Origin of the sequence: Streptomyces sp. MA5143a, assembly GCF_900290235.1 — a bacterium.
Taxonomy (GTDB): domain Bacteria; phylum Actinomycetota; class Actinomycetes; order Streptomycetales; family Streptomycetaceae; genus Streptomyces.
Window position 1 is genome coordinate 1 of the sequence record NZ_OLMK01000112.1, and the last position, 24,014, is coordinate 24,014.

General features: G+C 74.0%; 20 protein-coding genes and 1 pseudogene. 16 read left to right on the forward strand and 5 right to left on the reverse strand.

Translation table 11 applies throughout. From position 1 onward, the window contains the following. The 6 genes from SMA5143A_RS37335 to SMA5143A_RS44890 all read left to right on the forward strand — a co-directional run. The coding region (locus tag SMA5143A_RS37335) for a glycosyltransferase family 9 protein (RefSeq protein ID WP_107467247.1) at positions 1-867 on the forward strand (867 nt) is incomplete at its 5' end. Further along, on the forward strand, positions 864-1,829 hold the full coding sequence (locus SMA5143A_RS37340; protein WP_107467248.1) for a glycosyltransferase: 966 nt from the start codon (positions 864-866) through the stop codon (positions 1,827-1,829). The genes SMA5143A_RS37335 and SMA5143A_RS37340, both read left to right, overlap by 4 nt. Beyond that, positions 1,826-3,094 (forward strand): glycosyltransferase, encoded by a 1,269-nt coding sequence (locus SMA5143A_RS37345; RefSeq protein ID WP_107467249.1) that lies wholly within the window; start codon positions 1,826-1,828, stop codon positions 3,092-3,094. Before SMA5143A_RS37340 ends, SMA5143A_RS37345 begins: the two co-directional genes overlap by 4 nt. Before the next feature lie 98 nt (positions 3,095-3,192). After that, positions 3,193-3,849, forward strand: coding sequence for a D-sedoheptulose-7-phosphate isomerase (locus tag SMA5143A_RS37350; protein WP_107467250.1), 657 nt, complete (start codon positions 3,193-3,195; stop codon positions 3,847-3,849). Continuing rightward, positions 3,846-5,522 carry a PfkB family carbohydrate kinase gene (locus SMA5143A_RS37355; protein ID WP_107467251.1) on the forward strand — a complete coding sequence of 559 codons (1,677 nt, stop codon included), beginning with the start codon at positions 3,846-3,848 and terminating at the stop codon, positions 5,520-5,522. The genes SMA5143A_RS37350 and SMA5143A_RS37355 overlap by 4 nt, the downstream gene beginning before the upstream one ends. 45 nt (positions 5,523-5,567) lie before the next feature. After that, entirely contained in the window at positions 5,568-7,208 is a 1,641-nt protein-coding gene (locus tag SMA5143A_RS44890) for a glycosyltransferase family 9 protein (protein WP_375136594.1), read from the forward strand. Between the two features lie 239 nt (positions 7,209-7,447). On the opposite strand, the gene SMA5143A_RS37365 is transcribed toward SMA5143A_RS44890, so the two are convergent. Continuing rightward, on the reverse strand, positions 7,448-8,827 hold the full coding sequence (locus tag SMA5143A_RS37365; protein ID WP_107467252.1) for an MFS transporter: 1,380 nt from the start codon (positions 8,825-8,827) through the stop codon (positions 7,448-7,450). Between the two features lie 484 nt (positions 8,828-9,311). Between SMA5143A_RS37365 and SMA5143A_RS37370 the strand changes: the two genes are divergently transcribed. The 5 genes and pseudogenes from SMA5143A_RS37370 to SMA5143A_RS37390 form a co-directional block, all read left to right on the forward strand. Then, positions 9,312-10,319 (forward strand): NAD-dependent epimerase/dehydratase family protein, encoded by a 1,008-nt coding sequence (locus tag SMA5143A_RS37370; protein WP_107467253.1) that lies wholly within the window; start codon positions 9,312-9,314, stop codon positions 10,317-10,319. Positions 10,320-10,493: 174 nt separating this feature from the next. Next, the gene (locus SMA5143A_RS37375) at positions 10,494-11,051 is read left to right on the forward strand and encodes a hypothetical protein (RefSeq protein WP_107467254.1); all 558 of its coding nucleotides are present in this window, start codon (positions 10,494-10,496) and stop codon (positions 11,049-11,051) included. Continuing rightward, positions 11,051-11,248, forward strand: a complete 198-nt coding sequence (locus tag SMA5143A_RS37380; RefSeq protein WP_181362207.1) for a hypothetical protein — start codon at positions 11,051-11,053, stop codon at positions 11,246-11,248. Before SMA5143A_RS37375 ends, SMA5143A_RS37380 begins: the two co-directional genes overlap by 1 nt. A 21-nt stretch (positions 11,249-11,269) precedes the next feature. Then, positions 11,270-11,770 carry a DUF6098 family protein gene (locus tag SMA5143A_RS37385; protein ID WP_107467256.1) on the forward strand — a complete coding sequence of 167 codons (501 nt, stop codon included), beginning with the start codon at positions 11,270-11,272 and terminating at the stop codon, positions 11,768-11,770. Positions 11,771-11,807: 37 nt separating this feature from the next. Continuing rightward, positions 11,808-11,939: pseudogene (locus SMA5143A_RS37390) on the forward strand (aminoglycoside phosphotransferase family protein); the annotation flags it as partial. Here the strand turns inward: SMA5143A_RS37390 and SMA5143A_RS37395 are convergent. The 4 genes from SMA5143A_RS37395 to SMA5143A_RS37410 form a co-directional block, all read right to left on the reverse strand. Next, complete coding sequence (locus SMA5143A_RS37395; RefSeq protein WP_107467269.1) at positions 11,930-12,427, reverse strand: GNAT family N-acetyltransferase; 498 nt, start codon at positions 12,425-12,427, stop codon at positions 11,930-11,932. The pseudogene SMA5143A_RS37390 and the gene SMA5143A_RS37395 overlap by 10 nt on opposite strands. A 67-nt stretch (positions 12,428-12,494) precedes the next feature. Continuing rightward, complete coding sequence (locus SMA5143A_RS37400) at positions 12,495-13,646, reverse strand: M48 family metallopeptidase (RefSeq protein ID WP_107467258.1); 1,152 nt, start codon at positions 13,644-13,646, stop codon at positions 12,495-12,497. A gap of 363 nt (positions 13,647-14,009) precedes the next feature. Next, on the reverse strand, positions 14,010-15,095 hold the full coding sequence (locus tag SMA5143A_RS37405; protein WP_107467259.1) for a substrate-binding domain-containing protein: 1,086 nt from the start codon (positions 15,093-15,095) through the stop codon (positions 14,010-14,012). Continuing rightward, positions 15,092-17,626, reverse strand: coding sequence for a SpoIIE family protein phosphatase (locus tag SMA5143A_RS37410; RefSeq protein ID WP_107467260.1), 2,535 nt, complete (start codon positions 17,624-17,626; stop codon positions 15,092-15,094). Before SMA5143A_RS37410 ends, SMA5143A_RS37405 begins: the two co-directional genes overlap by 4 nt. A gap of 300 nt (positions 17,627-17,926) precedes the next feature. Here SMA5143A_RS37410 and SMA5143A_RS37415 point away from each other — a divergent pair, with 300 nt between their 5' ends. From SMA5143A_RS37415 to SMA5143A_RS37435, 5 genes are all read left to right on the forward strand, one after another. After that, positions 17,927-19,018 carry a sugar ABC transporter substrate-binding protein gene (locus SMA5143A_RS37415; RefSeq protein ID WP_107467261.1) on the forward strand — a complete coding sequence of 364 codons (1,092 nt, stop codon included), beginning with the start codon at positions 17,927-17,929 and terminating at the stop codon, positions 19,016-19,018. 48 nt (positions 19,019-19,066) lie between these two features. Continuing rightward, on the forward strand, positions 19,067-19,840 hold the full coding sequence (locus tag SMA5143A_RS37420) for an ATP-binding cassette domain-containing protein (RefSeq protein WP_181362208.1): 774 nt from the start codon (positions 19,067-19,069) through the stop codon (positions 19,838-19,840). 14 nt (positions 19,841-19,854) lie between these two features. Continuing rightward, positions 19,855-21,117: a sugar ABC transporter permease gene (locus SMA5143A_RS37425; RefSeq protein ID WP_107467270.1), complete on the forward strand. Its 1,263-nt coding sequence runs from the start codon at positions 19,855-19,857 to the stop codon at positions 21,115-21,117. A gap of 134 nt (positions 21,118-21,251) precedes the next feature. Further along, the gene (glyA, locus tag SMA5143A_RS37430) at positions 21,252-22,517 is read left to right on the forward strand and encodes a serine hydroxymethyltransferase (RefSeq protein ID WP_107467263.1); all 1,266 of its coding nucleotides are present in this window, start codon (positions 21,252-21,254) and stop codon (positions 22,515-22,517) included. A gap of 198 nt (positions 22,518-22,715) precedes the next feature. After that, positions 22,716-23,957, forward strand: a complete 1,242-nt coding sequence (locus SMA5143A_RS37435; protein WP_107467264.1) for an activator-dependent family glycosyltransferase — start codon at positions 22,716-22,718, stop codon at positions 23,955-23,957. Positions 23,958-24,014 lie beyond the last annotated feature (57 nt).

The following is a 24,014-nucleotide window of genomic DNA, read 5'->3' on the forward strand; positions in this document are numbered from 1 at the left end:
GCCCGCCGCTTCGACCGCGCCCTGGTGCTGGTGTCGTACCACCAGAGCCCGCTGCCGGTGGCGCTGCTGCTGAAACTGGCCGGCGTCGGCCGGATCGCCGCCGACAGCGAGGACTACCCCGGCGCACTGCTCGATCTGCGCCACCGGCGGCTGCCCCACCGTCACGAGGCCCTGGCGGCCCTGGACCTCGCGCGGGACGCGGGCTGCGCGCTGCCACCCGGCGACGACGGGGCACTGCGTGTGCTGCCGCCCCCGGACATGACGCCGCTGACCGGTGGCGCACCGTACGTGGTGCTGCATCCAGGGGCCGCGGTACCGGCCCGCGCCTGGAGTCCCGACCGGGCGGCGCGGGCGGCGGCCGCCCTGTCCGCGGCGGGCCACCGCGTCGTGGTCACCGGGGGACCGGACGAGCGGGACCTCACCGCGTACGTCGCCGGCGGGCACGCCCTCGACCTCGGTGGCACCACCGATCTGCGGCAGTTGGCGGGGGTGTTGGCCGGGGCACGCGTGATGGTGGCCGGCAACACCGGGCCGACGCATCTGGCCGCCGCGGTGGGGACCCCCGTGGTCTGTCTGTTCGCGCCGGTGGTGCCGGCCGAGCGCTGGCGCCCGTACGGCGTGCCGCACGTCCTGCTCGGGGATCAGGGCGCCGGGTGCGCCGGGAGCCGGGCCCGGCGGTGCCCGCTGCCGGGGCACCCCTGCCTCGACGGTGTCGGCGACCGGCAGGTCCTGGCCGCCGTCGCGGCACTCGGCGGCCCGTCCGACGACCGCACCGAGCGGTCCGTCCGCCCCGGCCCGTGGAACCGCGACGCGGCCCGGCCGGGGCGGGCCGGCGACCGTGCGACGGAACGAGGAGCGACCGTATGAACATCCTGCTGTGGCATGTGCACGGCTCCTGGACGACGGCCTTCGTGCAGGGCCCCCACACCTATCTGGTTCCCGTGACCCCGGACCGGGGGCCGGACGGCCTCGGCCGCGCCCGGACGTTCTCCTGGCCGGCCTCGGTGCGCGAGGTGCCACCCGAGGACCTGCGGGAGGCTCCGGTGGACCTGGTGGTGCTCCAGCGGCCGCACGAACGCGCGCTCGCCGAACGCTGGCTGGGCGGCCGACGGCCCGGACGTGACGTGCCCGCCGTCTATCTGGAGCACAACGCGCCCGACGGCGACGTGCCGGGGACCCGGCACCCGTGCGCCGACCGCGACGATCTGACGCTGGTGCACGTCACCCACTTCAACCGGTTGTTCTGGGACTGCGGCTCCACCCCCACCGAGGTGATCGAGCACGGCATCGTCGACCCCGGGCACCAGTACACGGGGCGGCTCCCCCGCGCGGCCGTCGTCGTCAACGAACCCGTACGGCGCGGCCGGTACACCGGCACCGACCTGCTGCCCGCCCTCGCCCGGGCGGCGCCGCTCGACGTGTTCGGCATGGGCACCGAGGGCCTGGCCGCGCACCTGGGCCTGCCGGAGGACCGCTGTCGCTCCGCCGACCTGCCCCAGAACCACCTGCACCCCGCCATGGCCCAGCGCCGCCTGTATCTGCACCCGGTGCGCTGGACGTCCCTCGGCCTGTCCCTGCTGGAGGCGATGCAGCTGGGGATGCCGGTCGTGGCGCTCGCGACCACCGAGGCCGTCGAGGCGGTCCCGGCGGGCGCGGGCACCCTGTCCACCCGGCCCGAGGTGCTCGCCCGGGCCGTACGGAACTACCTGGAGGACCCCGCGGCGGCCGCCGAGGACGGTGCGCGCGCCCGGCAGGCGGCCCTCCGACGGTACGGACTCAAGCGCTTCCTGGACGACTGGGAGCGCGTGATGACGGAGGCACGCTCATGAACTCGATCCTCACGCCCTTTCGGCTCGGCGGTATCGCCTCCCCTCCGCGTCCCCGATCCGTCGCGCTCGTCTCGGAGCACGCGAGTCCGCTCGCCGTCCTCGGCGGGGTGGACGCGGGCGGGCAGAACGTCCATGTGGCCGCCCTCGCCTCCGCGCTCGCGGACCGGGGCCACGAGGTCACCGTGTACACCCGCCGGGACGCGCCGGACCTGCCCGACGAGGTGCCGCTGCGCCGCGGGGTGACGGTGCACCATGTGCCCGCCGGTCCCCCGGAAGCGCTCCCCAAGGACGAACTCCTGCCCTACATGGGGGACTTCGGCCGCCATCTCGCCCAGGTGTGGCGGTCGGGGCCGCCGGACGTGGTCCACTCCCACTTCTGGATGTCGGGCGTCGCCGCGCTGCGGGCCACCCGTGAGCTGGGGTTGCCGCTGCTGCACACGTACCACGCCCTCGGCACGGTGAAGCGACGGCACCAGCAGCTCGCAGACACCAGTCCGCCGCAGCGGATCGCGCTGGAGCGGGAGGTGGGCCTCGCCTGCGACCGGGTCGTGGCGACCTGCCGGGACGAGGTCGACGAGTTGGCCCGTATGGGGGTCCCGTCGAGCAAGGTGTGCGTCGTGCCCTGTGGGGTCGACACCGCGCTGTTCACGCCGCGCGGTCCGGCCATGCCACGCGGCCCCCACCCCCATCGGGTGCTGCAACTGGGGCGTCTGGTGCCGCGCAAGGGAGCCGCCGTCTCGATCACCGCCCTCGCCCTGCTGCCCGACACCGAACTCGTCGTGGCGGGCGGCCCTCCGGCGGACCGGCTCGCCGACGACCCCGAGGTCCGAAGGCTGCGCGCCCTCGCCGACACGGTGGGCGTCGCCGACCGGGTCCGCTTCACGGGCGGGGTGCCGAGCCGAGAGGTGCCGCCGCTGCTGCGCGGCGCCGACGTGGTGGTGTGCCCCGCCGACTACGAGCCGTTCGGCATCGTGCCGCTGGAGGCGATGGCCTGCGGCCGGCCGGTGGTCGCCAGCACGGTGGGCGGTCAGCTCGACACGGTCGCCGACCCCGGCACCGGGCGGCTGGTGCCGCCCCGGCACCCTGAGGCGCTGGCCGCTGCCGTCGGCGAACTCCTCGCCGACCCCGCGGCCCGCGCCGCGTGCGGGGAGACCGGCCGCCGCCGCGTCCTGCGCCGCTACTGCTGGGACCGTGTCGGCGTGGCCACCGAGGCGGCGTACGAGAGGGTCGTCGACGCCCGCCCCGCCATGACCGGCGTCGTCTGACGGCCCCCGCCCTGCGGCATTCCGAACGTCCACCACAGGTCCGAAGGAGGTGCGGGTCAGGCCGCCGTCCCCTCGGGGACGCGGCGCACCCGATCGCCATGACCGAATCCCGTGCACTCGACGCCGCCCACCTGCACTGCCGCTCCCTCGAACAGGCGCTCGGCCGACTCCGGCGGGACGGTCTCGGCCGGATCGCGGAGTGGGGCGGGCGCCTCGCCGGCGTCCTGCCGGCCGGCGGTCGGCTGCTCGCCGCGGGCAACGGCGGCAGCGCCGCGCAGGCCCAGCACCTCACCGCCGAACTCGTGGGCCGCTACCAGCGCGAACGACCCGCGTACTCGGCGATCTCCCTGCACGCCGAGACCTCGAGCGTGACCGCCATCGGCAACGACTACGGCTTCGACCACGTCTTCGCCCGGCAGGTCGCGGCGCACGGCCGTTCCGGCGATCTGCTCCTGCTGCTGTCCACGTCCGGTCGCAGCGCCAATCTGATCACCGCGGCGGTCACCGCCCGCCGGGCCGGACTGCGGGTCTGGGCGATGACGGGGCCCTCGCCCAACCCGTTGGCCGACGCCGCCGACGAGACGCTGGCCGTCGACGCCGACAGCACCGCGACCGTCCAGGAGACCCACCTGGTCGCGGTCCACCTGCTGTGCGAGTTCTTCGACGCCGCCGTCGCCGCACCACCGCTCGGCGCGACCGTCGCCACGGACACCCGCCGCCCGGACCCGGTGCCGATCCGCGGGAGGGCGTCATGAGCGGGGCGCACCGGGCTGACGGCATACGGCGGGCGGGGGCGGGCAGGGCACGTAAGGCCTCCGGTCCGCTGGTGGTCGTGGGAGACACGCTGCTGGACGAGGACGTGGAGGGCACGACCACCCGGCTGGCCCCGGACGCGCCCGCGCCCGTCGTCGACGTCACCGGCAGTCGGCGCCGCCCCGGCGGGGCCGGACTCGCCGCCGCCCTGGCGGCCACTCTCACGGCCGGCGACGGCCGTGAGGTGGTGTTGGTGACCGCGCTCGGCGCGGACGAGGCGAGCGACGCCGTGCGACGGGAGCTGCGCGGCCGGGTCCGGCTCGTCGAACTCCCCCTGGAGGGCACGCTGCCCGTGAAGACACGGGTCCTCTCGGGCGGCCGCCCCCTCCTGCGGATGGACACGGGCGGCGGCACGCCCGGCGCTCCCCGCGCCGCCGTACGGGAGGCCCTGGACCGGGCCGGCGCCATTCTCGTCGCCGACTACGGACGCCACACCGCCGACGCCGTACGGGACCACCTGGCGGCCGTGGCACCGCACACCCCGCTGGTCTGGGACCCCCATCCCCGGGGCGGGGCGCCCGTGCCCGGCGCCCGGCTGGTGACGCCGAACGGGGCGGAGGTTCGGGGACTGTGCCCCGGGAAGGGCGGGGGCAGGGAAGCGGAGCCGGGCGGCGGTCGGCACGGTGCGGGCGTCGTGCCGGGCGGGCGGGGCGCGGGCGTTACGCCCGGCGAAGGTGACGCGGGCGTCGCGTACGGAGAAGGTGACGCGGGCGCTGTGGACGTGGTCGACGGCCGCCGCTGCGAGGCGAGGACGCCCGGCCCGCCCGGGGCCGACGACACCACGCTGCGCGCGTACGCCGAGCGGGGCGCGGAGCTGGCCGCCCGATGGCGGGCGGCAGGGGTCGCGGTGACGTTGGGTGAGCGCGGTGCGCTGCTGACGGGGTCCGGCGGCGGCACACCGATGCTGGTTCCGGCGCCGTACCGGGCCGTCGGTGATCCGTGCGGGGCGGGTGACTGCTTCGCCGCGGCGACGACGGTGGCGCTGGCGGACGGCGCGCTGCCGGAGGAGGCGGTCCAGCGGGCCGTGGCCGAGGCCGCCGCGTTCGTGGCGGCGGGCGGTGCGGGCAACCCCGGGCTGTGGCACCGGGACCGTCCGACCCGCCCGGTGGACGAGGCCACCACCGACGCGTTCACGCTGGCGGAGCGGGTCCGGGCGCGCGGGGGCACGGTGGTGGCCACCGGCGGCTGCTTCGACCTGCTGCACGCCGGTCATGTGGGGCTGCTGGAGAGCGCCCGGCGCATCGGCGACTGTCTGATCGTGTGCCTCAACTCCGACACGTCCCTCGCCCGCCGCAAGGGCCCGGGGCGCCCCCTCACCCCACAGGCGGACCGGGCCCGCGTCCTCACGGCCCTCGGCAGTGTCGACGCGGTCGTGGTCTTCGAGGAGGACACCCCCGAGGCCGTGCTGCGGCGGCTGCGACCCGATGTGTGGGTCAAGGGCGGAGACTACGCCGTCCAGGACCTCCCCGAGGCGCATGTCCTGCGCGGCTGGGGCGGCCAAGCGGTCGTCCTCCCCTACCTCGACGGCCGCTCCACGACCCTCCTGGCCCACCGGGCGGCCCGCGCCGCCGCACGCGTCGACCCGGCCGGCCCCGTCGCGCCGTCCGGAGGCTGAACGGTGGACCGCGCGGAACGGGACGAGTGGGGGCCGGGAGGCAGGGTGGGGCATGGGGTCGGGGGCGGGGACCGGGTCGGGGACACGGCCAGAGCCGAGATCGGGAGCCGGGGCGGGGGCAGGGAGGGGGCCGCGATCAGGGCCGAGGCCGGGAACGGGGACCGGGGCGGGCTTGAGGCCGAGATCGGGGACACGGCCGGGACCGGGCTGGGGAACGAGGCCGGGGACACGGCCGGGACCGGGCCTGGGAACGAGGCCGGGAACACGGCCGGGACCGGGCCTGGGAACGAGGCCGGGAACACGGCCGGGACCGGGCCTGGGAACGAGGCCGGGAACACGGCCGGGACCGGGCCTGGGAACGAGGCCGGGAACACGGCCGGGACCGGGCTGGCGAACGAGGCCGGGAACACGGCCGGGACCGGGCTGGCGAACGAGGTCGGGATCGAGGTCGGGGCCGTGCGGAAGCCGCTCCTCTCGGTGGTGGGCCCTGGCCGTCCCGTCGTGCTGGTGCTGCGGGCGCTCGGGCTCGGGGACCTTCTCACCGCCGTACCCGCGCTGAAGGCGCTGCGACGGCGGCTGCCCGGCCACGAGATCGTGCTGGCCGCCCCCGAGCGGCTGGGCCCGGTGGCCGCGGCGACCGGTTTGGTGGACCGGCTGCTGCCGACGTGCGCGACCGGGCGGGAGGTCCCGAAGGATCTCTCGTGGAGCGGGCCGCCGCCCGACCTCGCGGTCGACCTGCACGGCAACGGCCCGCCCAGCCATCTGTTGCTCCAGCGGCTCGGCCCCCGCCGCCTCCTCGCGTACGCGCACCCGGGGACGCCCAACATGCCCGGGCCGGTGTGGCGGGAGGACGAGCACGAGCGGCAGCGCTGGTGCCGGCTGCTGGACTGGTACGGCGTCGAGGCGGACCCGGACGACCTGGGCATCCTGCCGCCGACGGCCGCCTCGCCCGCGCCCGGCGCGATCGTGGTGCACCCCGGCGCGGACGCCGGGGCCCGCCGTTGGCCGGGGGAACGGTTCGCGGCCGTGGCCGGGGAGCTGCGGCGCCGGGGGCACGAGGTGGTGGTGACCGCGGGGGCGGGGACCGCGGAAGGGGCGCGAGCCCGGTACGTGGCAGCGGCGGCGGGACTGCCGCCGTCCGCCGTGCTGGTCGACGCGGACGGCGACCTGCCGTTCGACCGGCTCGCCGCGCTCGTCGCGGGCTCCCGCTGTGTGATCGTCGGTGACACGGGACCGGCCCATCTGGCCACCGCCCTCGGCACCCCGTCGGTCGTGCTGTTCGGCCCGGTGGCCCCCCGCCTGTGGGGACCGCCCACCACCCCACGACACCGCGCCCTGTGGCACCCCCGCGGCACCCCGTCCCCCCGCCCCGGCGACGCCCACGGCGACCTCCCCGACGAACGCCTGCTCCGCATCACGACCGAGGAGGTCGTCACGGCCACGCTGGATGTCCTGAACGCGGAGCGGGGGGCCGCCGAGCCGGACGGCCGGGCAAGGGAACGGGGCTGCGAGGCGAAGGAGCGGAAGGGCGGGGCGAGGAAGCCACGCGACGGGGCCGGCGTGTCAGAGGGCCGGGCGGACGAGAAGGGCGACCGGCGAGCCGGACCGGGCCACCGCGTGACCGAGCCGGGCAGCCGAGCAGTCGGGCAGGGCGGACGCGACATGACCCGGGAGGTACTGCGGTGAGGGGGCGACGGGCCAGGATGTCCATCGCTTCCGGGCCTGGGAAAAAGGCCGGAGCCTCTCCCCCCGACGGCTCCCCTCCCCCCAACGGCTCCCCTCCCTCTGACGGCTCCGCTCCCGTCGCGGTCCGGTCCCGGAGATCACCGGTGACCCGCCGGGCCACAGGAGGGGGCGGGCCGGCGGTCGGTGGCGGCACGCAACCGTCGGCGTCGGGCGAAGGGCACCGTCCGGGCGCCGGCGCCTCAGGCCGCCGTGCTCAGCCCCGGTCGTGGGGCTGCCGTCCGGTCGTCGGCGGAGAGGGGCTCGGCGGTGAAGCCGGGCACCGCGTGTTCCTCGGCGTCCGGGACCAGCGCGGTCGTGGCCCGGCGGTGGCGGAGCGCGAAGCCCGCCGTGATGGTGGCCGCGATGAGGAGGCCGCCGGTGACGAGGGCACCGCGGGCGCCGGCGAGTTCCATGAGGAGGCCGAGCAGGGGCGGACCGGCGAGACCCCAGCCGGTGCTGATGCTGCCCCACACACCGAGGACCCGGCCCCGCAGATGGGCGGGCGGATCGGTCTGGAGGACGGTGGTGCCCGCAGTGTCGGAGACGGACTCCAGCACGGCCATCGGCAGGACGAACACCAGGAGCACCGCGAGCGACGGGGAGAACCCGGCCACCGCCTGGAGCAGCGCGCCCCCGGCCGCCAGTACCCCGACGAGACGGACGGACGGGCTGCGCAGCCTGGCGCCGAGCACCGCGCCGAGGATGCCGCCCACCGCGAGCACCGTGGAGACCGTGCCGAACGCCCCGGCGCCGCCCGCGAGGGGCCCGGTGACGAGTACGGCCAGCGTCAGCCCGTAGTTCCGCCCGAACATCGAGCTGATCCCGGTGATACCGGCGAGCGCGACCAGCCGGGGCCGACGGAAGAAGTAGACGAGCCCCTGGCGCACGGTCATGTCGGTGGAACGGCCATGGTCATCCGCCGTGGCCGGCTGCCGCGTCTTCGTCCTCGCGCGTGTCCCCCGTTGCGCGGGGATCACGGGCTCATCGGTGGTGACGGCGGCGACGGTGGCGGTCCCGGACGGCTGGAGCGCCTCGTGCACCGGACGGAGGAACGGGATCACCGACGCGACGAAGAGGAACGACACTCCGTTGGCGGTGTACGCGGCAGCCGTCCCGAGGAACCCGACGGTCACCCCGGCCAGCGCCGTTCCGGCGAGCCGTCCGGCGCTGTGCACCAGCGAGCCGACGCCGATGGCGGAGGGCACGTCCTCCTTGCGGACGAGGTCGTTGCCGAGGAGCGCGCAGGCGGGCCCGTCGACCGTGGCGACGAGACCGGTGACGGCGGCCAGCACCATCAGCACGGTCACGTCGAGCCGGTCCGTGGCGACGAGGACGGCGGTCGTGAAGGCCACCGCGCCGAGCAGCGCCTGGCTGACCGCGGCGGTCGTCTTCCGGGGCCAGCGGTCCACGGCGGCGCCTCCCAGGAGGCTGACCAGCAGCGCGGGCGCGGCCTGCACGGAGATGGACAGACCGGTCGCGGCGGCGGAGCCGGTGATCTGGAGCACCAGGAGGTTCTGGACGGTGAGCTGCATCCACGTCCCGGCGTTGGACATGAAGTTCGCGAGGGACCACCAGCGCATGCTGGGGTACTTCAGGGAACGCCAGGGGGAGCGCGAGGCGGGGGCGGGCGCGAGGCCGGCGGGGGAAGAAGGCACAGTGGGCTACTCGGAGACGGGTCCGTGGACGCGGGCAGGGCGGGACGAGGGGTTCGGCTGCGAGGTCTCGGAACGCCGGCTGCGCTGCACGGCCGCTCCACCGGATCACTCCGGAGGCCGCCCCGGCGGGTCGGTGTCCCCCACCGGCTGCGGCGTGGGCCCGTCCCGGGCACGGCATCGCCCATCGTGGCAGACGGGCAGCGCGAGCCACCTGGTGACGGCAAAGAGCCCACTCGACCGCCGGCCCAAGTGCCCCTCCTTCACCCGCCCTTGCCCCACCAGGTGGGCTTGCTCACAGCACTTCCCCATCGAGCGCCCACCCCGGCCGGGAGCGGCGCGCCCCCGGCTCTGCCGACCGCCGAAAACCCCGTCCGGACGGGCCTTGAAGGGCCCCTGAAAGGCGGTGCGCATGACACCCGTGAGGTTCGTCCCGTCGGCACCCCGAGCCTGGGAGCGGGCCCTGGTCACCGGAGGCGCCGGCTTCCTCGGCTCGCATCTGTGCGAACGGCTGCTGGAGCGGGGTGTCGCCGTGGACTGCGTCGACAACCTCTCGACGGGCTCGCCGGACAACATCGCCCACCTGAGACAAGTGCCGGGCTTCCGCCTCGTCACCCATGACATCGCCGACCCGACAGCGCCCGGCCCCACCGACCTGCTCGACGGCCCGTACGACGTCGTCCTGCACTTCGCCGGTCCCGCCGCACCCGCCGACCGCCGCCGCCTCCCCCTGGAGACGCTGGAGGCGGGCAGCGCCGGCACCCGCAACGCGCTGGCGGTGGCCTGCCGGGACGGCGCGCGGTTCCTCCTCGGGTCGTCCTCGGCCGTCTACGGCCGCGCCCGCGGTCGTCCCCAGCGGGAGGACGACGTCGGCGAGGTCGACCCGGTCGGCCCCCGCTGTGCCTACGAGGAGGCCCACCGGTTCTCCGAGGCGCTGGTCACCGCGTACGCGGGCGCCGAGGGCGCGGACGCGGGGATCGTACGGGTGTTCAGCGCCTACGGGCCCCGGATGCGGGCGGACGACGGCCGGGTGGTGTCCACGTTCATCCGGCAGGCCCTGGCCGGGGAGCCGCTGACGGTCGCGGGAGACGGGCGCCAGACACGGTCGCTGTGCTTCGTGGACGACGTGGTGGAGGGGGTGCTGCTGGTGGCGGCGGGCCGTTCGGTGCGCCCGGTCAACGTCGGCGGCGGCGAGGAGACGAGTGTCGTCGCACTCGCCCGCCGGGTGCTCGCCCTGACGGGCTCCGACTCTCCGCTCCGCTTCGTCGACCGTCCCTCCGGTGAGGCCGAGCGCCGGGTGCCCGACACCACGTGGTTGCGTGAGCTGTTCGGCTGGAACCCGAGGGTGTCGTGGGAGGAGGGCCTGGAGCGGACGATCGCCCACTTGGCGCGGGGCGGCGGCGCGTTTCTGCGGGTGTGATCGGGTACCCGCCGCATAGACCACCCACAACCGGAACAAAACAGATAAAAGCTCTCATGATGACCGCGAGGGGTACCCGGTGGGACCGTCGCTTCCCGGCGGCCCGCGAGGTGCCCGGCACGCGACCGCGCCAACCAGGGCGCGCGCCCGTCGAGACCGCGAAGGAGCAACTCGATGAGTCATGCGACACGGACCCGCCCCACCCCCACCTCCACCCGACGGACGGACACGCAGCTGCTCTCCGTCTACCTCAACGACCACCTGGCCGGCGCCACCGCCGGCACCGACCGCGCCCGCTATCTGGCCCGCTCCTGTCGGGGCACCGACCTCGGCCCGACCCTGGAGGCGATCGCCGGTGAGATCGCCAAGGACCGGCGCAGCCTGACCGACCTGCTGCACCGGCTGCACATCCCCGCGCGCAGGTACAAGGTCTACGCGGGCTGGGCCGCCGAGAAGCTGGGGCGGCTGAAGGCGAACGGCAGGCTGGTGCGCCGCTCCCCGCTCAGCACGGTGATCGAACTGGAGATGCTGCGGGTCGGGGTCAGCGGCAAGATCGCGTGCTGGGAGGCCCTGCGGCAACTCGCCGAGAGCGACGACCGCCTCGACCCCGACGTGCTCGACGATCTCCTGCGCCGCGGCCACCGGCAGCTGAACGCTCTGGAGGAACTCCATCGCGAACAGACCGCGTCCACCTTCCGCACCGCAGGACCGCACGGCCAGGGAGCACAGTGATGAGCGAACCGACCCCGTCCCAGGCAGAGGGAGAACCGGACACCGACATCGCCACCGGCCACGAACCGGCCCCAGGCGAGCAGGTGCCCCGCACCACGCCGTCCCAGGCCGAAGGCGCACGCGACGACGAGACCGAGCCCCGGGACGCCGAAAACGGCGACAGCGACAGCAGTGGCGTGGGCGACGACCGCCCCTGAGATGACGAACCCGACGACCCGATGAGCACCCGCGACGAACTTCCCGCCCTGCGGACCCTGGAGGAGCTCGCGGACCTGGTCCGGCACACGTCCGGCCTCCACGTCCGCTGGTCACGCGGCCCCGACGCGGACCGCGACCTCGTCACGAGCAGGGACGGCCTCACCGGCGTACGGCTGCCGGGGCTGTCCGCCAACCCCCTCGACCTGGAACCCTGGTGGGAGGACCGGCCGGTCGAACTGTGGGTGGCGCGCCGCCTGTACGACTACTCGCACCTTCCGCGCGAGAAGGGACCGGGGGTCCGCCCCTGGATCCTGCGCGGCCGGGTGAGGGGCCGGGGGCCCGACAACGAGCCTCTCCTCGGTGACATCGACCCCGTCGGCTGGATCGACGAGGCGCTCATCAAGGAGGCCGCGGAGACCGTCGACCGCCAGGAAGGCGAATGGGGCCCCATGCAGCGTGACGGCGACGAGCCGTCCCAGCGGGCGGATGACGGCGACCGGCCCGTGAACGGCACCGGCTGAGCTACACCCGGCCCGATCGCCGCACCCATGCCGGCCTTTGGCCTTCGCGCCGGACGCGGAGAAGGCCGCCGTGCCATGGCGGGAGGTGGGCCGCCGCGATCTGACGCCCGCGGTCCTCACCACGCGTCTGGAAACCTATCTGGAGGCCCTGTTCGCTCGCTACGGCTGAGCGGTGCCGGGAGCCTGTGCCGCGAGGTCGTCGAGGGGGGTGCCGCTCAGTCGGCACACCGTCCACTCCTCCAGGAGTTCCGCGCCGAGCGACTTGTAGAAGCCGATCGCCGGTTCGTTCCAGTCGAGGACCCACCACTCGAAGCGCTCGAAGCCGTCCCGTCGGCAGATCGCGGCGAGCGACGCGAGCAGGGCCTTGCCGTAGCCGCCGCCCCGTGCCGCCGGCCGGACGTAGAGGTCCTCCAGGTGCATGCCCCGCGTGCCGGTCCAGGTCGAGAAGCGGGGGAACCACAGGGCGTAGCCCACGGTCTCGCCGGTGTCCTCGTCCTCGGCGATCAGGGCGTACGCGGCGGGGTGTTCACCGAACAGGGCCTCTTGGAGCTGCTCCTCGGTCGCGCGGGCCTGTTCCACCGCCCTCTCGTACGCGGCGAGTTCGCGGATCATCGCGCGGATGTCCGCGACGTCGTTCACAGTGGCTGCCCGGATCATGCCGGAGATCATCGGTCACCGCATCGGACGGTGTCCACCCTGTTTCGGGCGGGGTCCGGCGGTGGGTTCAGACCAGCACGCAGTCCTGGATGACCTTACGTGCCACCAGCCGCCGCGCTTCGTCCAGTTCGCTTTCGACGGCGTCGGCCGCCGACCCGCCGAGGGTGACCGCCGCCGGCCGCCCCGCGTCCCGCGGCAGTCGGGCGATACGCGGATCGTCGTCCGCGGTACCGGCGCCGGCGTCGGTCGGGCCGTCCGGCGCGCGGCCGGGCAGGGTGGCCGCGTGGTCGGCGACCTTCGTCCAGAAGTCCCGCTCCGCGTTCCGCAGGGCCTCGCCGCGGCCGAAGGTACGGGTGGCGACGGCCAGTCGATGCGTCTCGGTGCACACGCTGTCGGCCGACCGCCGGTCCCGCAGCAGGGCGGCCACCGCGGGGGCGGAGGCGACCCGGGCCGCCTCGGCGTCCGCCCGGAACTCCGCGTACCCCGCCGCCGGGACCGTGAGCCGGAGCAGCGCCCGACTCAGGCCCTTCATCACCAGCTGCGGAATCCACAGCACGTAGTTCACGATCCGGCCACGCTTCTTGAAGTCGCGTGTGGCCTCGGACATCTCGTCCGCGTGATGGGCGCCGGGGGCCGCCGTCCAGATGCCCGTCGGCGCCTCGGCGCGGGCCGCCGCGAGTTCCATCCCGCCGTTCAGGGAGGTGAGCGCCGTACCGACCAGCGTGCCCCGCCGGACGTCACCGCCGAAGTACGCCAACTCCTGGGCGAGCGCGGCGACCCGCTGCTCGGGGCGGGAGGTCACCCAGAGCGGGAGCCCGATGTCCAGCACCCGGTGGCGTCGGACGCCGTACGCGGACGCCCGAACGGCGAAGTCCGAGGTGATCCGCACGGCGTCGACGCGGCGTTCGCCGACCTCGTCCGCGACGGCGTCGAGCAGCGTGAACAGCGCCGGGGCCTGGCCGCGGCGCAGGGTGGGCCAGTCGGACGCGAGGGTGCCGAGGCGGGGCCGCAGCTGGGCGGCGACACCGAGCAGCACCAGCCCGATCACCGGCTGCACGATCGTCGCCCAGCCGAACACGATCAGGGTCAGGCCGCCGATCACCAGCCCCGCCACGATGAGGTGCGCCGCGCACGCGACGCCGTACGCGGTCACCGTGGCCGCTCTGCCCTTGCCGGGCGGCGCGGTCCCCGCCGCGTCCGCCACCTGTGTCTGCCCCACTGCACCCTCCCCCGTCGGCTGCGGAGATCATAAACGCGTACCGTGCCCCGGTGCTCGCACACGAGCCCGACGACGGGGGGCCCGGTGCGTGGTGCACCGGGCCCCTCGCTCGCGCAGTCCCCGTCCCCACGGGAAGGCGCGCTCACCACATGCCGCTCGCACGTGGGGTCGGGGGTCGCCGTGACCGGGGGCCGTGGCCGTTTCGCCGCGCAGGTCATCGCCGCTCCCGTGGGGACATCGTGGTACCCGTGGGGCCGGTGGGAAAAGAGGGGAAGGAAAGTTACTGAAGGGTCCTCACACCCTCTGCACAGAAGGCGAGTTTGACCCGGCCCCCGCAGGCGGGGAGGCCTTGGCGAGACCTGGCTAGGAGGTGAGTCCCTCCCGGTCGCAGGCGGCGCGGAGTGCCGGGGTGCAGATCTGGTCGACGGTGTAGACGCCGTGGTCGACGAGGACAGGTTTGATGGTGCCGATCGTCACGGGGGTCGGTGCGAGGAGCACCGTGGGGATGTCCTCGGTGGTGGGGCTGTCGGTCGTGGTGGTGGCGATGTCGTCGAGGTCCTCGCCGCGGCCCAGGGCGACGGCCATGCGGGCCGCCGCGGACGCCTCCGCCTGGAAGGGCTTGTACACCGTCATGGTCTGCTCGCCCGCGACGATGCGCCGTACGGCGTCGAGGTCGGCGTCCTGGCCGGTGACCGGCGGGAGCTCGCTGACGCCCGCCTTCTTGAGGGCGGAGACGGCGCCGGCGGCGATCGCGTCGTTGGCCGCGAGGACTCCGTCGATGCGCCGGGGGCCGAGGGCGGCGATCGCGGCGGCCATGTTGGCGTGGGCGTTGTCCGTGCTCCACCCCTGGGTCTCGTACTCCCTGCCGATCTTCACCCTGCCCTTGAGGACGGACAGGGCTCCGTCCCGGTACCAGGCGGCGTTGGGGCTGGCCGGGTCGCCGTTCATCATGACGACGGTCCCGCCCCGCGCGTCGCGGCCCATCGCCTTCAGCAGGGCCGCGCCCTGGAGCCTGCCGACCTGTGCGCCGTTGAAGGAGACATAACCCGCTATCGGGCCCTCGGCGAGCCGGTCGTAGGCGACGACCGGGACGCCGGCGCGGTCGGCCTCCTGGATCGAGGAACGGATCGCCCGGGTGTCGGCGGCGTCGAGGATCAGGACCTTCGCCCCCTTGGTGATCATGGAGGTGACCTGGTCGCGCTGGCGGGTCGCGTCGTTCTGGGCGTTGGCGTAGCGCAGGGTGCAGCGGGGGCACAGTTCCTTGATCCGTTTCTCGATCAGCGGCTTGTCGGAGTGCTCCCAGCGGGGGATGGCTCCGCTCGGCAGGAGCAGACCGACGGTGAAGCCGCCGTCCGTGTCCGAGGCGCCGTCGTCTCCGCAGGCGGCCATGGACATCGCCATGAGCGCGGTGACGACGGCCGCCCCGACCTGTCCCGTACGTGTTCTCATGACAGGTCCCTCGGTTCCGTTCGGGTCCCCGGGTGCGCGGAGGCCGTGTCGCTTCGCGGTACGACGATCTCGCTCCACACCTGTTTGCCGCCCGCCACCGGCACCGTGCCGAAGGTGTCGGACATCGCCTCGACGAGCATCAGGCCCCGCCCGCCGGTCGACTCCCAGTCCACGATCACCGGTTTGGCCGGGGCGCGGGGCGAGGAGTCACTGACGCAGACCCGTACCCGGTCGCCGCGCAGGGTGAGGTCGATGCGTACGGGGCCCTGGGTGTGGACCAGGGCGTTGGTGACGAGTTCGGAGACGACCAGCAGCACCGCGTCGGCCACCTCCTGCGCGTGCCACCGGCGCAGGGTGCGCGCGGTGAAGCGGCGGGCGTGCATGACCGCGTCGGGCAGCCGCCACACCGCCCAGCCCGCCTTGACCGGCCGGGTGCGCATCCCGTCGTAGCGCAGCAGCAGCAGCGCCACGTCGTCCTCGCGGGGGCCGAAGTCGCCGAGGAGGGCGTCGGCCACCCGTCCGGGGTCCGCCGGGTCGGCGACGGTGAGCGAGGCGCGCATCCGGCGCATGCCCTCGTCCAGGGGCAGGTCGGCGGCCTCGACGAGGCCGTCGGTGACCAGCGCGAGCATCGCGCCGGGGACGATGGGGACGGCTGTCATGGGGAACTCGGCGTCCGCGAGGATGCCGAGCGGGGGCCCGCCCTCGACCAGGACCTCCTCGGTGCGGCCGTCCGGGTGGCGCATCAGCGGCGAGAGGTGTCCGGCGCGGACGAAGAGGATGTTGTCCTCCTCCATGTCCAGTTCGGCGTAGCAGCAGGTGGCGAACAGGTCGGTCTCCATGCCGACTAGGAGCCGGTTGGCGTGGGAGATGACCACGTCGGGCGGGTGGCCCTCGACCGCGTAGGCGCGGACCGCGGTACGCATCTGGCCCATGATCGTCGCGGCGCCCGCGCTGTGTCCCTGGACGTCGCCGATGACGAGCGCCACCCGGTCCTCGGAGAGGGCGATGACGTCGTACCAGTCACCGCCGACCTGGAGGCCCTGTCGGGCGGGGACGTAGCGGGCGACGGCGGTGCCGCCGGGCAGGTCGGGCAGGCGCCGGGGCAGCAGGCTGCGCTGGAGCATCGTCGCGAGTTCCTGCTCGGCGTCGTGCGCCTGCGCGCGCTTGAGCGCGTCGCCGACGAGTGCGGCGGTGGCGGTGAGCAGGGCCCGCTCGTCGGGGACGAACTCGTGCGGACGGTCCCAGCCGATCAGGCACACGCCGACGGCGCGGCCCTTGGCGGGCAGCGGCAGGACGGCCAGTCCGCCGTCGCCGATGCCGAGGAGGCCCGGTTCGAACTCGGTGCCGGCCGGCCACAGGTCCATACGGCCGTCCCGCAGGGCCGTCTTGAGGGTGGGGAGGACGCTGATCGGCGCCTCGGGCCACTCGGTACGCCATTCGGCCCGCCATCTCTCGGGCCAGTAGGTGGTCTGGGGCGGGTCCAGCACGGTCACGACGAGTCGGTCGCCCTGGAGTTCGGCGAGCGCCACCCGGTCGGCGCCCAGGGGCTCGCGCAGCGCGCTGACCACGACCCGGCCGACGTCGCGGACGGTCGTGGCGTCGTCGAGTGCCGCCGTCAGCCACTGGATCCTGGAGACGTCGTCGGCGCTGCGGCTGAGTTCGGAGGTCGCCGTCACGATGCCCTGCACCCGTTCGGGCCGGCCGTCGGCTCCGGCGAGGACCCGGCAGCCGAGGCTCAACCAGCGCATCCCGCCCGTGGGGCAGCGGACCCGGAACTCCAGTTCCCGGCGCTCGACGGCCTGGGTCGTGGGCTCCACCACGGACATCAGGGCGTGCATGTCCTCCGGGACGGCGTGGGCCAGCAGGGTGTCCACCTTGCCGTCGAACTCGTCCGGGGTGATCCCGACCAGGTCGAGCAGGGTCTCGTCCGCCTCGATGAGACCGCTGTCCGGCACCAGGGTGAACGAGCCGACATGCATCCCGCGCAGGGCGGTGGCCAGCGGCGACGTCGGTGCGGCGTCGCCGTCCCCGGCCCGTAGGACGTTGGCCACGGCGTCGGCGAACCGACCGAGGAATCCGCGCTGCTCGGGGTCGAAGCCGGCGGCGGACGGCCCCACGACGACGAGGCAGCCCCGGCGACCGCCCTCGGTCCTCAGGGGCAGCGCGCCCAGGGAGGCGGGCGTGTCCGACGGCACCGGCCGGCCCTCCGGGTAGCCGGCGAGGCCCGGGGCGTCGAGCCAGAGCGGTCGGCCGGTGCGAACGGCGTGCGCGACGGCCGAGCCGCCCGACAGGGGCAGCCGGTCGGGCGGCGCGTACGCGGCGGTGGCGCGTCCCGTCGTCTCCACCAGCCGGAGCTCCGTGTCCGTGGGGCCGGCCGTGTAGACGGCGGCGAGCGCCGCCCCGGCGAACGTCAGCGCCCGTTCGCTCGCGGCGGCTTCCGGCAGCAGGGAGGAGTAGCGGGTGTCGGCGGCACCGTACCCGGACACCCGCCGCTCCGAGACTCCGGCCTGGACAGGGCCGTCATGGGGCATGTCCGCAACCTTCCTCCCGTCCATGCCGCGAGCCCTGACAAGATCAGGCACTCACCTACCAGAATCGCATATACGAACCAACCAGACAGAACGGGCGGAGGGGTCGGCGGGTCAGCATTCGCAGAACATCGCGGCCGGTGACAAACTGACGACGTGGTCGCCCCGCCGCTTCCACGCGGTACGTCCCGAAGCCGGTGGCGCCGTTCCGCGACCGGACACGTATCCCCGACCCCGCGGCGCACACGGTCTTCCCCGCGCGCGGTGAGGGGCGACGCGGCGCAGGGCGAGGAGGTCTGTCACATGAAGGCCCGCATCCGGGACGCGGCCACCGCGGTGACCGCGGTCTCGACGGCCGTCGTCCTCAGCGCCTGCGGTGCCGACGACGCCTCCGACGACGCGTCGGGCGGGAGCGACGCCACGACGATCGGCCTGCTGCTGCCGGACTCCACCACGGCGCGGTGGGAGAAGCAGGACAGGCTGCTGCTGGAGCGGGAGATCAAGGAGCGTTGCGCCGACTGCGAGGTCGAGCACGGCAACGCCAAGGGTGAGGTGGCCGCCCAGCAGGAGCAGATGGACTCCATGATCACCCGAGGGGTGGACGCCATCGTGCTCGTGGCCGTGGACTCCCAGGCGCTCGCGGGCTCGGTCGGGAAGGCGGCGGACGCGGGCATCCCCGTCATCGCCTACGACCGGCTCGCCGAGGGCCCCATCTCGGGCTACGTCTCCTTCGACGGCGAGGAGGTGGGCCGGCTCCAGGGCCAGGCCCTCCTGACGGCCATGGGCCAGAGCGCGGGCGACAACCAGATCGTCATGATGAACGGCGATCTCAGCGACCCCAACGCGGTCGCGTTCAAGAAGGGCGCGCTGTCCGTGCTCCAGGGCAAGGTGAAGATCGGCAAGGAGTACGACACCGCCCAGTGGCGGACGGAGACCGCGCACATGAACATGTCCAGCGCCCTCGCCAGCCTCGGCGCCGAGTCCATCGACGGGGTCTACGCCGCCAACGACGGTCTCGCCGCCGGGAGCATCACCGCCCTCAAGGCGAACAAGGTCGAGCCGCTGCCGCCGGTCACCGGGCAGGACGCCGAACTGCGGGCCGTCCAGCGGATCGTCACCGGAGACCAGTACATGACGGTCTACAAGCCCTTCGGCCCGGAGGCCTCCGCCGGTGCCGCCATGGCGGTGGCGGCGGCCCGCGGGGACGGCCTCGACGAGGTGGCCAAGGACACCGTCACCAGCGACGGCAGGACCGTGCCCGCCGTCATGCTCACCCCCATACCCGTGACCGCCGACACGATCGAGGACACCTTGGTGAAGGACGGCGCCTACACGGTCGGGCAGATCTGCACCCCCGCCGTACAGGCCGCCTGCGAACAGGTCGGCCTGACCTGACAGCCGGTCATGACCGGGCCCCGCGCCCCGGTGAGGAGATGGTTGCCCGTGCCGAGTCCCCCGTTGCTGGCGCTGCGCGGTGTGTGCAAGCGCTTCGGCGTCGTCGACGTCCTCAAGGACGTCGAGCTGGACATCCACGCCGGACAGGTCGTGGCCCTGCTGGGCGACAACGGGGCCGGCAAGTCCACCCTGGTCAAGGTGATCTCCGGTGTGGCCCCCGCGGACCGGGGGGTCATCGAGTGGGAGGGCGGCAGGGTCCACATCAGGCGCCCGCACGACGCCCGCGATCTCGGGATCGCGACCGTCTACCAGGACCTCGCGCTGTGCGGGAACCTCGACGTCGTCGGCAATCTGTTCCTCGGGCGGGAGATCCGCAGGTTCGGGCTGCTCGACGAGGTGGAGATGGAGCGCCGCACCCGGCATCTGCTGGACCGGCTGACCCGGGGCATCCCCGATCTGCGCGCCCCCGTCGTCGCACTGTCCAGCGGTCAGCGGCAGACGGTCGCCATCGCCCGCTCCCTGCTGGGCGAGCCCCGTGTGCTCATCCTGGACGAGCCGACCGCGGCCCTGGGCCTGGAGCAGACCAACGAGGTCCTCGACCTCGTCGACCAGCTCCGCGACCGGGGTCTCGGGGTCCTGCTGATCAGCCACAACATGGGCGACGTCAAGGCGCTCGCGGACCGGGCGGCCGTGCTGCGCCTCGGCCGCAACAACGGCTTCTTCGATGTGAACACCGCGTCGCAGGAACAGATCATCGCCTGCATCACCGGGGCCACGGAGAACGTGCCCCGCCGGGTGGCCGCTCCCGAGGCGGGGTGGTGAGGGGGATGCGCGAGATGCGGGAGGAAGCGCGGCCGGAGCCCACCGGATCCGACACCGAGGCCCGTGAGCCGAGACGCGGCCGCGCCGTCGCCGGGGCGGCGGAGCGCGGCCTCGCCGTCCTGCGGCGCAAGCTGAGCTCGGGCGAGCTGAACTCGCTGCCCGTCCTCCTCGTCCTGGCCGCCGTCTGGATCACCTTCCAGGTCCTCAACCAGAACTTCCTCTCCCCCCGGAACCTGTCCAACCTGAGCGTGGACATCGTGGGCACGGGGCTGATCGCCGTGGGCATCGTCTTCGTGCTGCTGATCGGCGAGCTGGATCTGTCGGTCGGCGCGATCAGCGGACTCGCCGCGGCCGTCTTCGCCGTGCTGAACGTGAACAACGGTGTGCCCGAATGGCTGGCACTGGTCATCGCGGTGCTCGCCGGCACCGCCGCCGGCAGCGTCCAGGGTTTCTCCTTCGCCAGAACCCGGGTGCCCGCGTTCGTCGTCACGCTGGCGGGCCTGCTCACCTGGAACGGTCTGATGCTCTACATCCTGGGCACCAGCGGCACCGTCAACCTCAGCGAGGACGGCATCGTCGCCCAGCTGACCAGCTACTACCTCAGCCATGACGCCGTCGCCTACGGTGTGGCGGCGATCAGCGCCGTCATGGTGTTCGCCGCCGCCCACCAGGACCGACGGCGCCGTATGGCGGTCGGCATGCCGCACCGCTCGTTCACGGGCATCGCCGTGCGCACGGGTGTCGTGGCGGTGCCGGCGTTCGCCATCGCCTATGTCCTCAACCGCTTCCAGGGGCTGCCGCTCGCCCTGCTGGTGTTCCTGGTGGTGGTGGCCGGCCTCGACATCGTGCTCCGCCGCACCCATTACGGACGACAGGTGTACGCGCTCGGCGGCGGCGTCGAGGCCGCGCGGCGCGCCAGCCTCAATGTGGCCGGTGTCCAGACGGCGGTGCTGGCGGTGTCGGGCACGATGGCCGGGATCGGGGGCCTGTTCCTCGCCTCCCGCATCACGTCGGTGAGCCAGAGTTCCGGTTCGGGCGTGCTGCTGCTCAACGCGATCGCGGCGGCGGTCATCGGCGGTACCAGCCTGTTCGGGGGCCGGGGCACGACCTGGTCGGCGGTGCTCGGCATGCTGGTCATCCAGTCGATCGCCTCCGGCATGGCCATCACGGACACACCGGTCGCCGTCCAGTTCATGATCACGGGCGGGGTGCTGTTCGCCGCCGTGGTCATCGACTCCTTCTCACGCCGCTCGCAGGAGGCACACGGACGGGCGTGACGGCGTCGGGGCGGCCTTCGGCGTGCGCGCGTGTTCGTGACGCACCCTTGACCGGGCCCCGCCCCGCCCTGACCATGTTGCGTATCGCTCAATCGGTTGCTTCATACGCATCAGCTTCATCGGGGAGGACGTCGATGACCGTTCTGCACACGTCTCTGCACGAGCTGGACCCGGAGGTCGCGGCCGCGGTCGACGCCGAGCTGCACCGCCAGCAGTCCACCCTGGAGATGATCGCCTCGGAGAACTTCGCTCCGCTCGCCGTCATCGAGGCCCAGGGCTCCGTCCTCACCAACAAGTACGCCGAGGGCTACCCCGGCCGCCGCTACTACGGCGGCTGCGAACACGTCGACGTCACCGAACAGATCGCCATCGACCGCGTCAAGGCCCTCTTCGGCGCCGAGTACGCCAACGTCCAGCCCCACTCCGGCGCCTCCGCCAACCAGGCCGCCCTCTTCGCCCTCGCCCAGCCCGGCGACACCATCCTCGGCCTGGACCTCGCCCACGGCGGCCACCTCACCCACGGCATGCGCCTGAACTTCTCCGGCAAGCAGTTCACCGTCGTCCCCTACCACGTCGACACCACCACCGGACTCGTCGACATGGACGAGGTGGAGCGCCTCGCCAAGGAACACCGCCCCAAGGTGATCATCGCCGGCTGGTCGGCCTACCCCCGCCAGCTGGACTTCGCCGCCTTCCGCCGCATCGCCGACGAGGTCGAGGCATACCTGTGGGTCGACATGGCCCACTTCGCCGGCCTCGTCGCCGCCGGCCTGCACCCCAACCCCGTCGAACACGCCGACGTGGTCACCTCCACCACCCACAAGACCCTCGGCGGCCCCCGCGGCGGCATCATCCTCGCCAAGCAGACCTTCGCCAAGAAGCTGAACTCCTCCGTCTTCCCCGGCTTCCAGGGCGGACCCCTGGAACACGTCATCGCCGCCAAGGCCGTCTCCTTCAAGGTCGCCGCCGGCGAGGAGTTCAAGGACCGCCAGCGCCGCACCGTCGAAGGCGCGAAGATCCTCGCCGAGCGCCTCACCGCACCCGACGCCCGCCAAGCCGGCGTCAACGTCCTGTCCGGCGGCACCGACGTGCACCTCATCCTGGTCGACCTGCGCGACTCCGACCTCGACGGACAACAGGCCGAGGACCGCCTCCACGAGGTCGGCATCACCGTCAACCGCAACGCCGTCCCCGACGACCCCCGCCCCCCGATGGTCACCTCCGGCCTGCGCATCGGCACCCCCGCCCTCGCCACCCGCGGCTTCACCGCCGCCGACTTCACCGAGGTCGCCGACATCATCGCCGAGACCCTCAAGCCGACCCACGACACCGAGGCCCTCAAGGCACGGGTCAAGACCCTCACCGCCAAGCACCCGCTCTACCCCACCCTGGGCAAGTGACCCCGAGCGGCGGCGGGGAGCACCCCCCTGTCCCCCGGGCGCCCCGCACATAGGGGTGACAGGTCGGGCGGGGTGCGGCGAGGTGGGGGGCGATAGGGGTTGGCGGGCGGGCCGCGGCGGAGCAGCCTTGCTGCCGGGTGCCGGTCCCGCAGCCCGGGACGCGGCCTCTCCGCCCACCGAACGGAAGGTTTCCGCCCGATGCGGGTGCTCTTCGCGACCCACTCAGAGAAGACCCACTTCCACAGCTTGATCCCGCTCGCCTGGGCCCTGCGGTCGGCGGGGCACGACGTCTACGTGGCGTCGCAGCCCGCGCTGACCGAGGAGATCACCCGGGCCGGGCTGACCGCCGTACCGGTGGGTGAGGACCACACCTTCCTGAAGCGGCTCCAGGAGGCCGGCCAGGCCGACTTCGCGGGTGGCTTCGGCCAGGACGGTGCCGTCGAGCCGCCCGAGACCTGGGAGGGCCAGGGAACGCTGTACCGGGCGTTCGTCGACTTCTACATGCGGGGGGTGAACAACGACGAGTTCGTCGCCGGGCTGGTCGAGTTCGCCCGGCACTTCCGGCCGGACCTGGTCGTCTGGGAGCCCTACACCTTCGCCGGCCCGGTCGCCGCGCGGGCCGTCGGCGCGGCGCACGCACGGCTCGTGTTCAGCCCGGACTACTTCCAGCAGATGCGGCAGACATTCCTCCGACTGCGTCACGAGGCGCCCGAGGAACAACGCGCCGACCCGTTGGAGGCGTGGCTCGGGCCGCTGCTGGAGCGCTTCGGCGGGGGCGGGTACGCCGAGGACATGGCTGTCGGGCAGTGGACCCTCGACACGGTCCCGGCCGAGGCACGGTTCCCGCTCGACGTGCGGCGGGTCCCGATGCGGTACGTGCCGTACAACGGGGCCGCCACGGTGCCCGCCTGGCTGCACGAGCCGCCCACCCGGCCCCGGGTGTGCCTGACCGGTGGGGTCACCTTGCGCAACCAGGCGGGACACGACGCGCTCTCCCTCGCCGACCTGCGCATGTTCGAGGACCTGGACATCGAGCTCATCGCCACCCTGTGGCAGGCCCCGGGCGAGGAGGAGCCGGTCCCCGCCAACACGCGGCTCGTCGACTTCGTACCCCTGCTGGCGCTCCTGCCGAGCTGCTCGGCGGTGATCCACCACGCGGGCGGCGGCACCTGGAACACGGCCCTAGCGGCGGGTGTTCCGCAGCTGCTGGCCGCCGACACCTGGTACGCCGTGCACCTGGGACGGCACCTGCGGAGCGTCGGTGCGGGGCTCCACGTGTCGGAGCGGCGCGAGATACGTGCCGCGCTGGAGCGGCTGCTCGAGGACCCGTCCTTCGGCGAGTCCGCGCGCCGGCTGCGGGACGAGCGGGTCCTGGCCCTGCCCGCGCCGGCGGACGTGGTGCCCGTGCTGGAGAAGCTGACGGCGGACCACCGCGCCTGAGACCCGCACGCCCGCGAGCGGGTCAGACCTCCGGGGCGGCGAGGACGCCACGTCCTC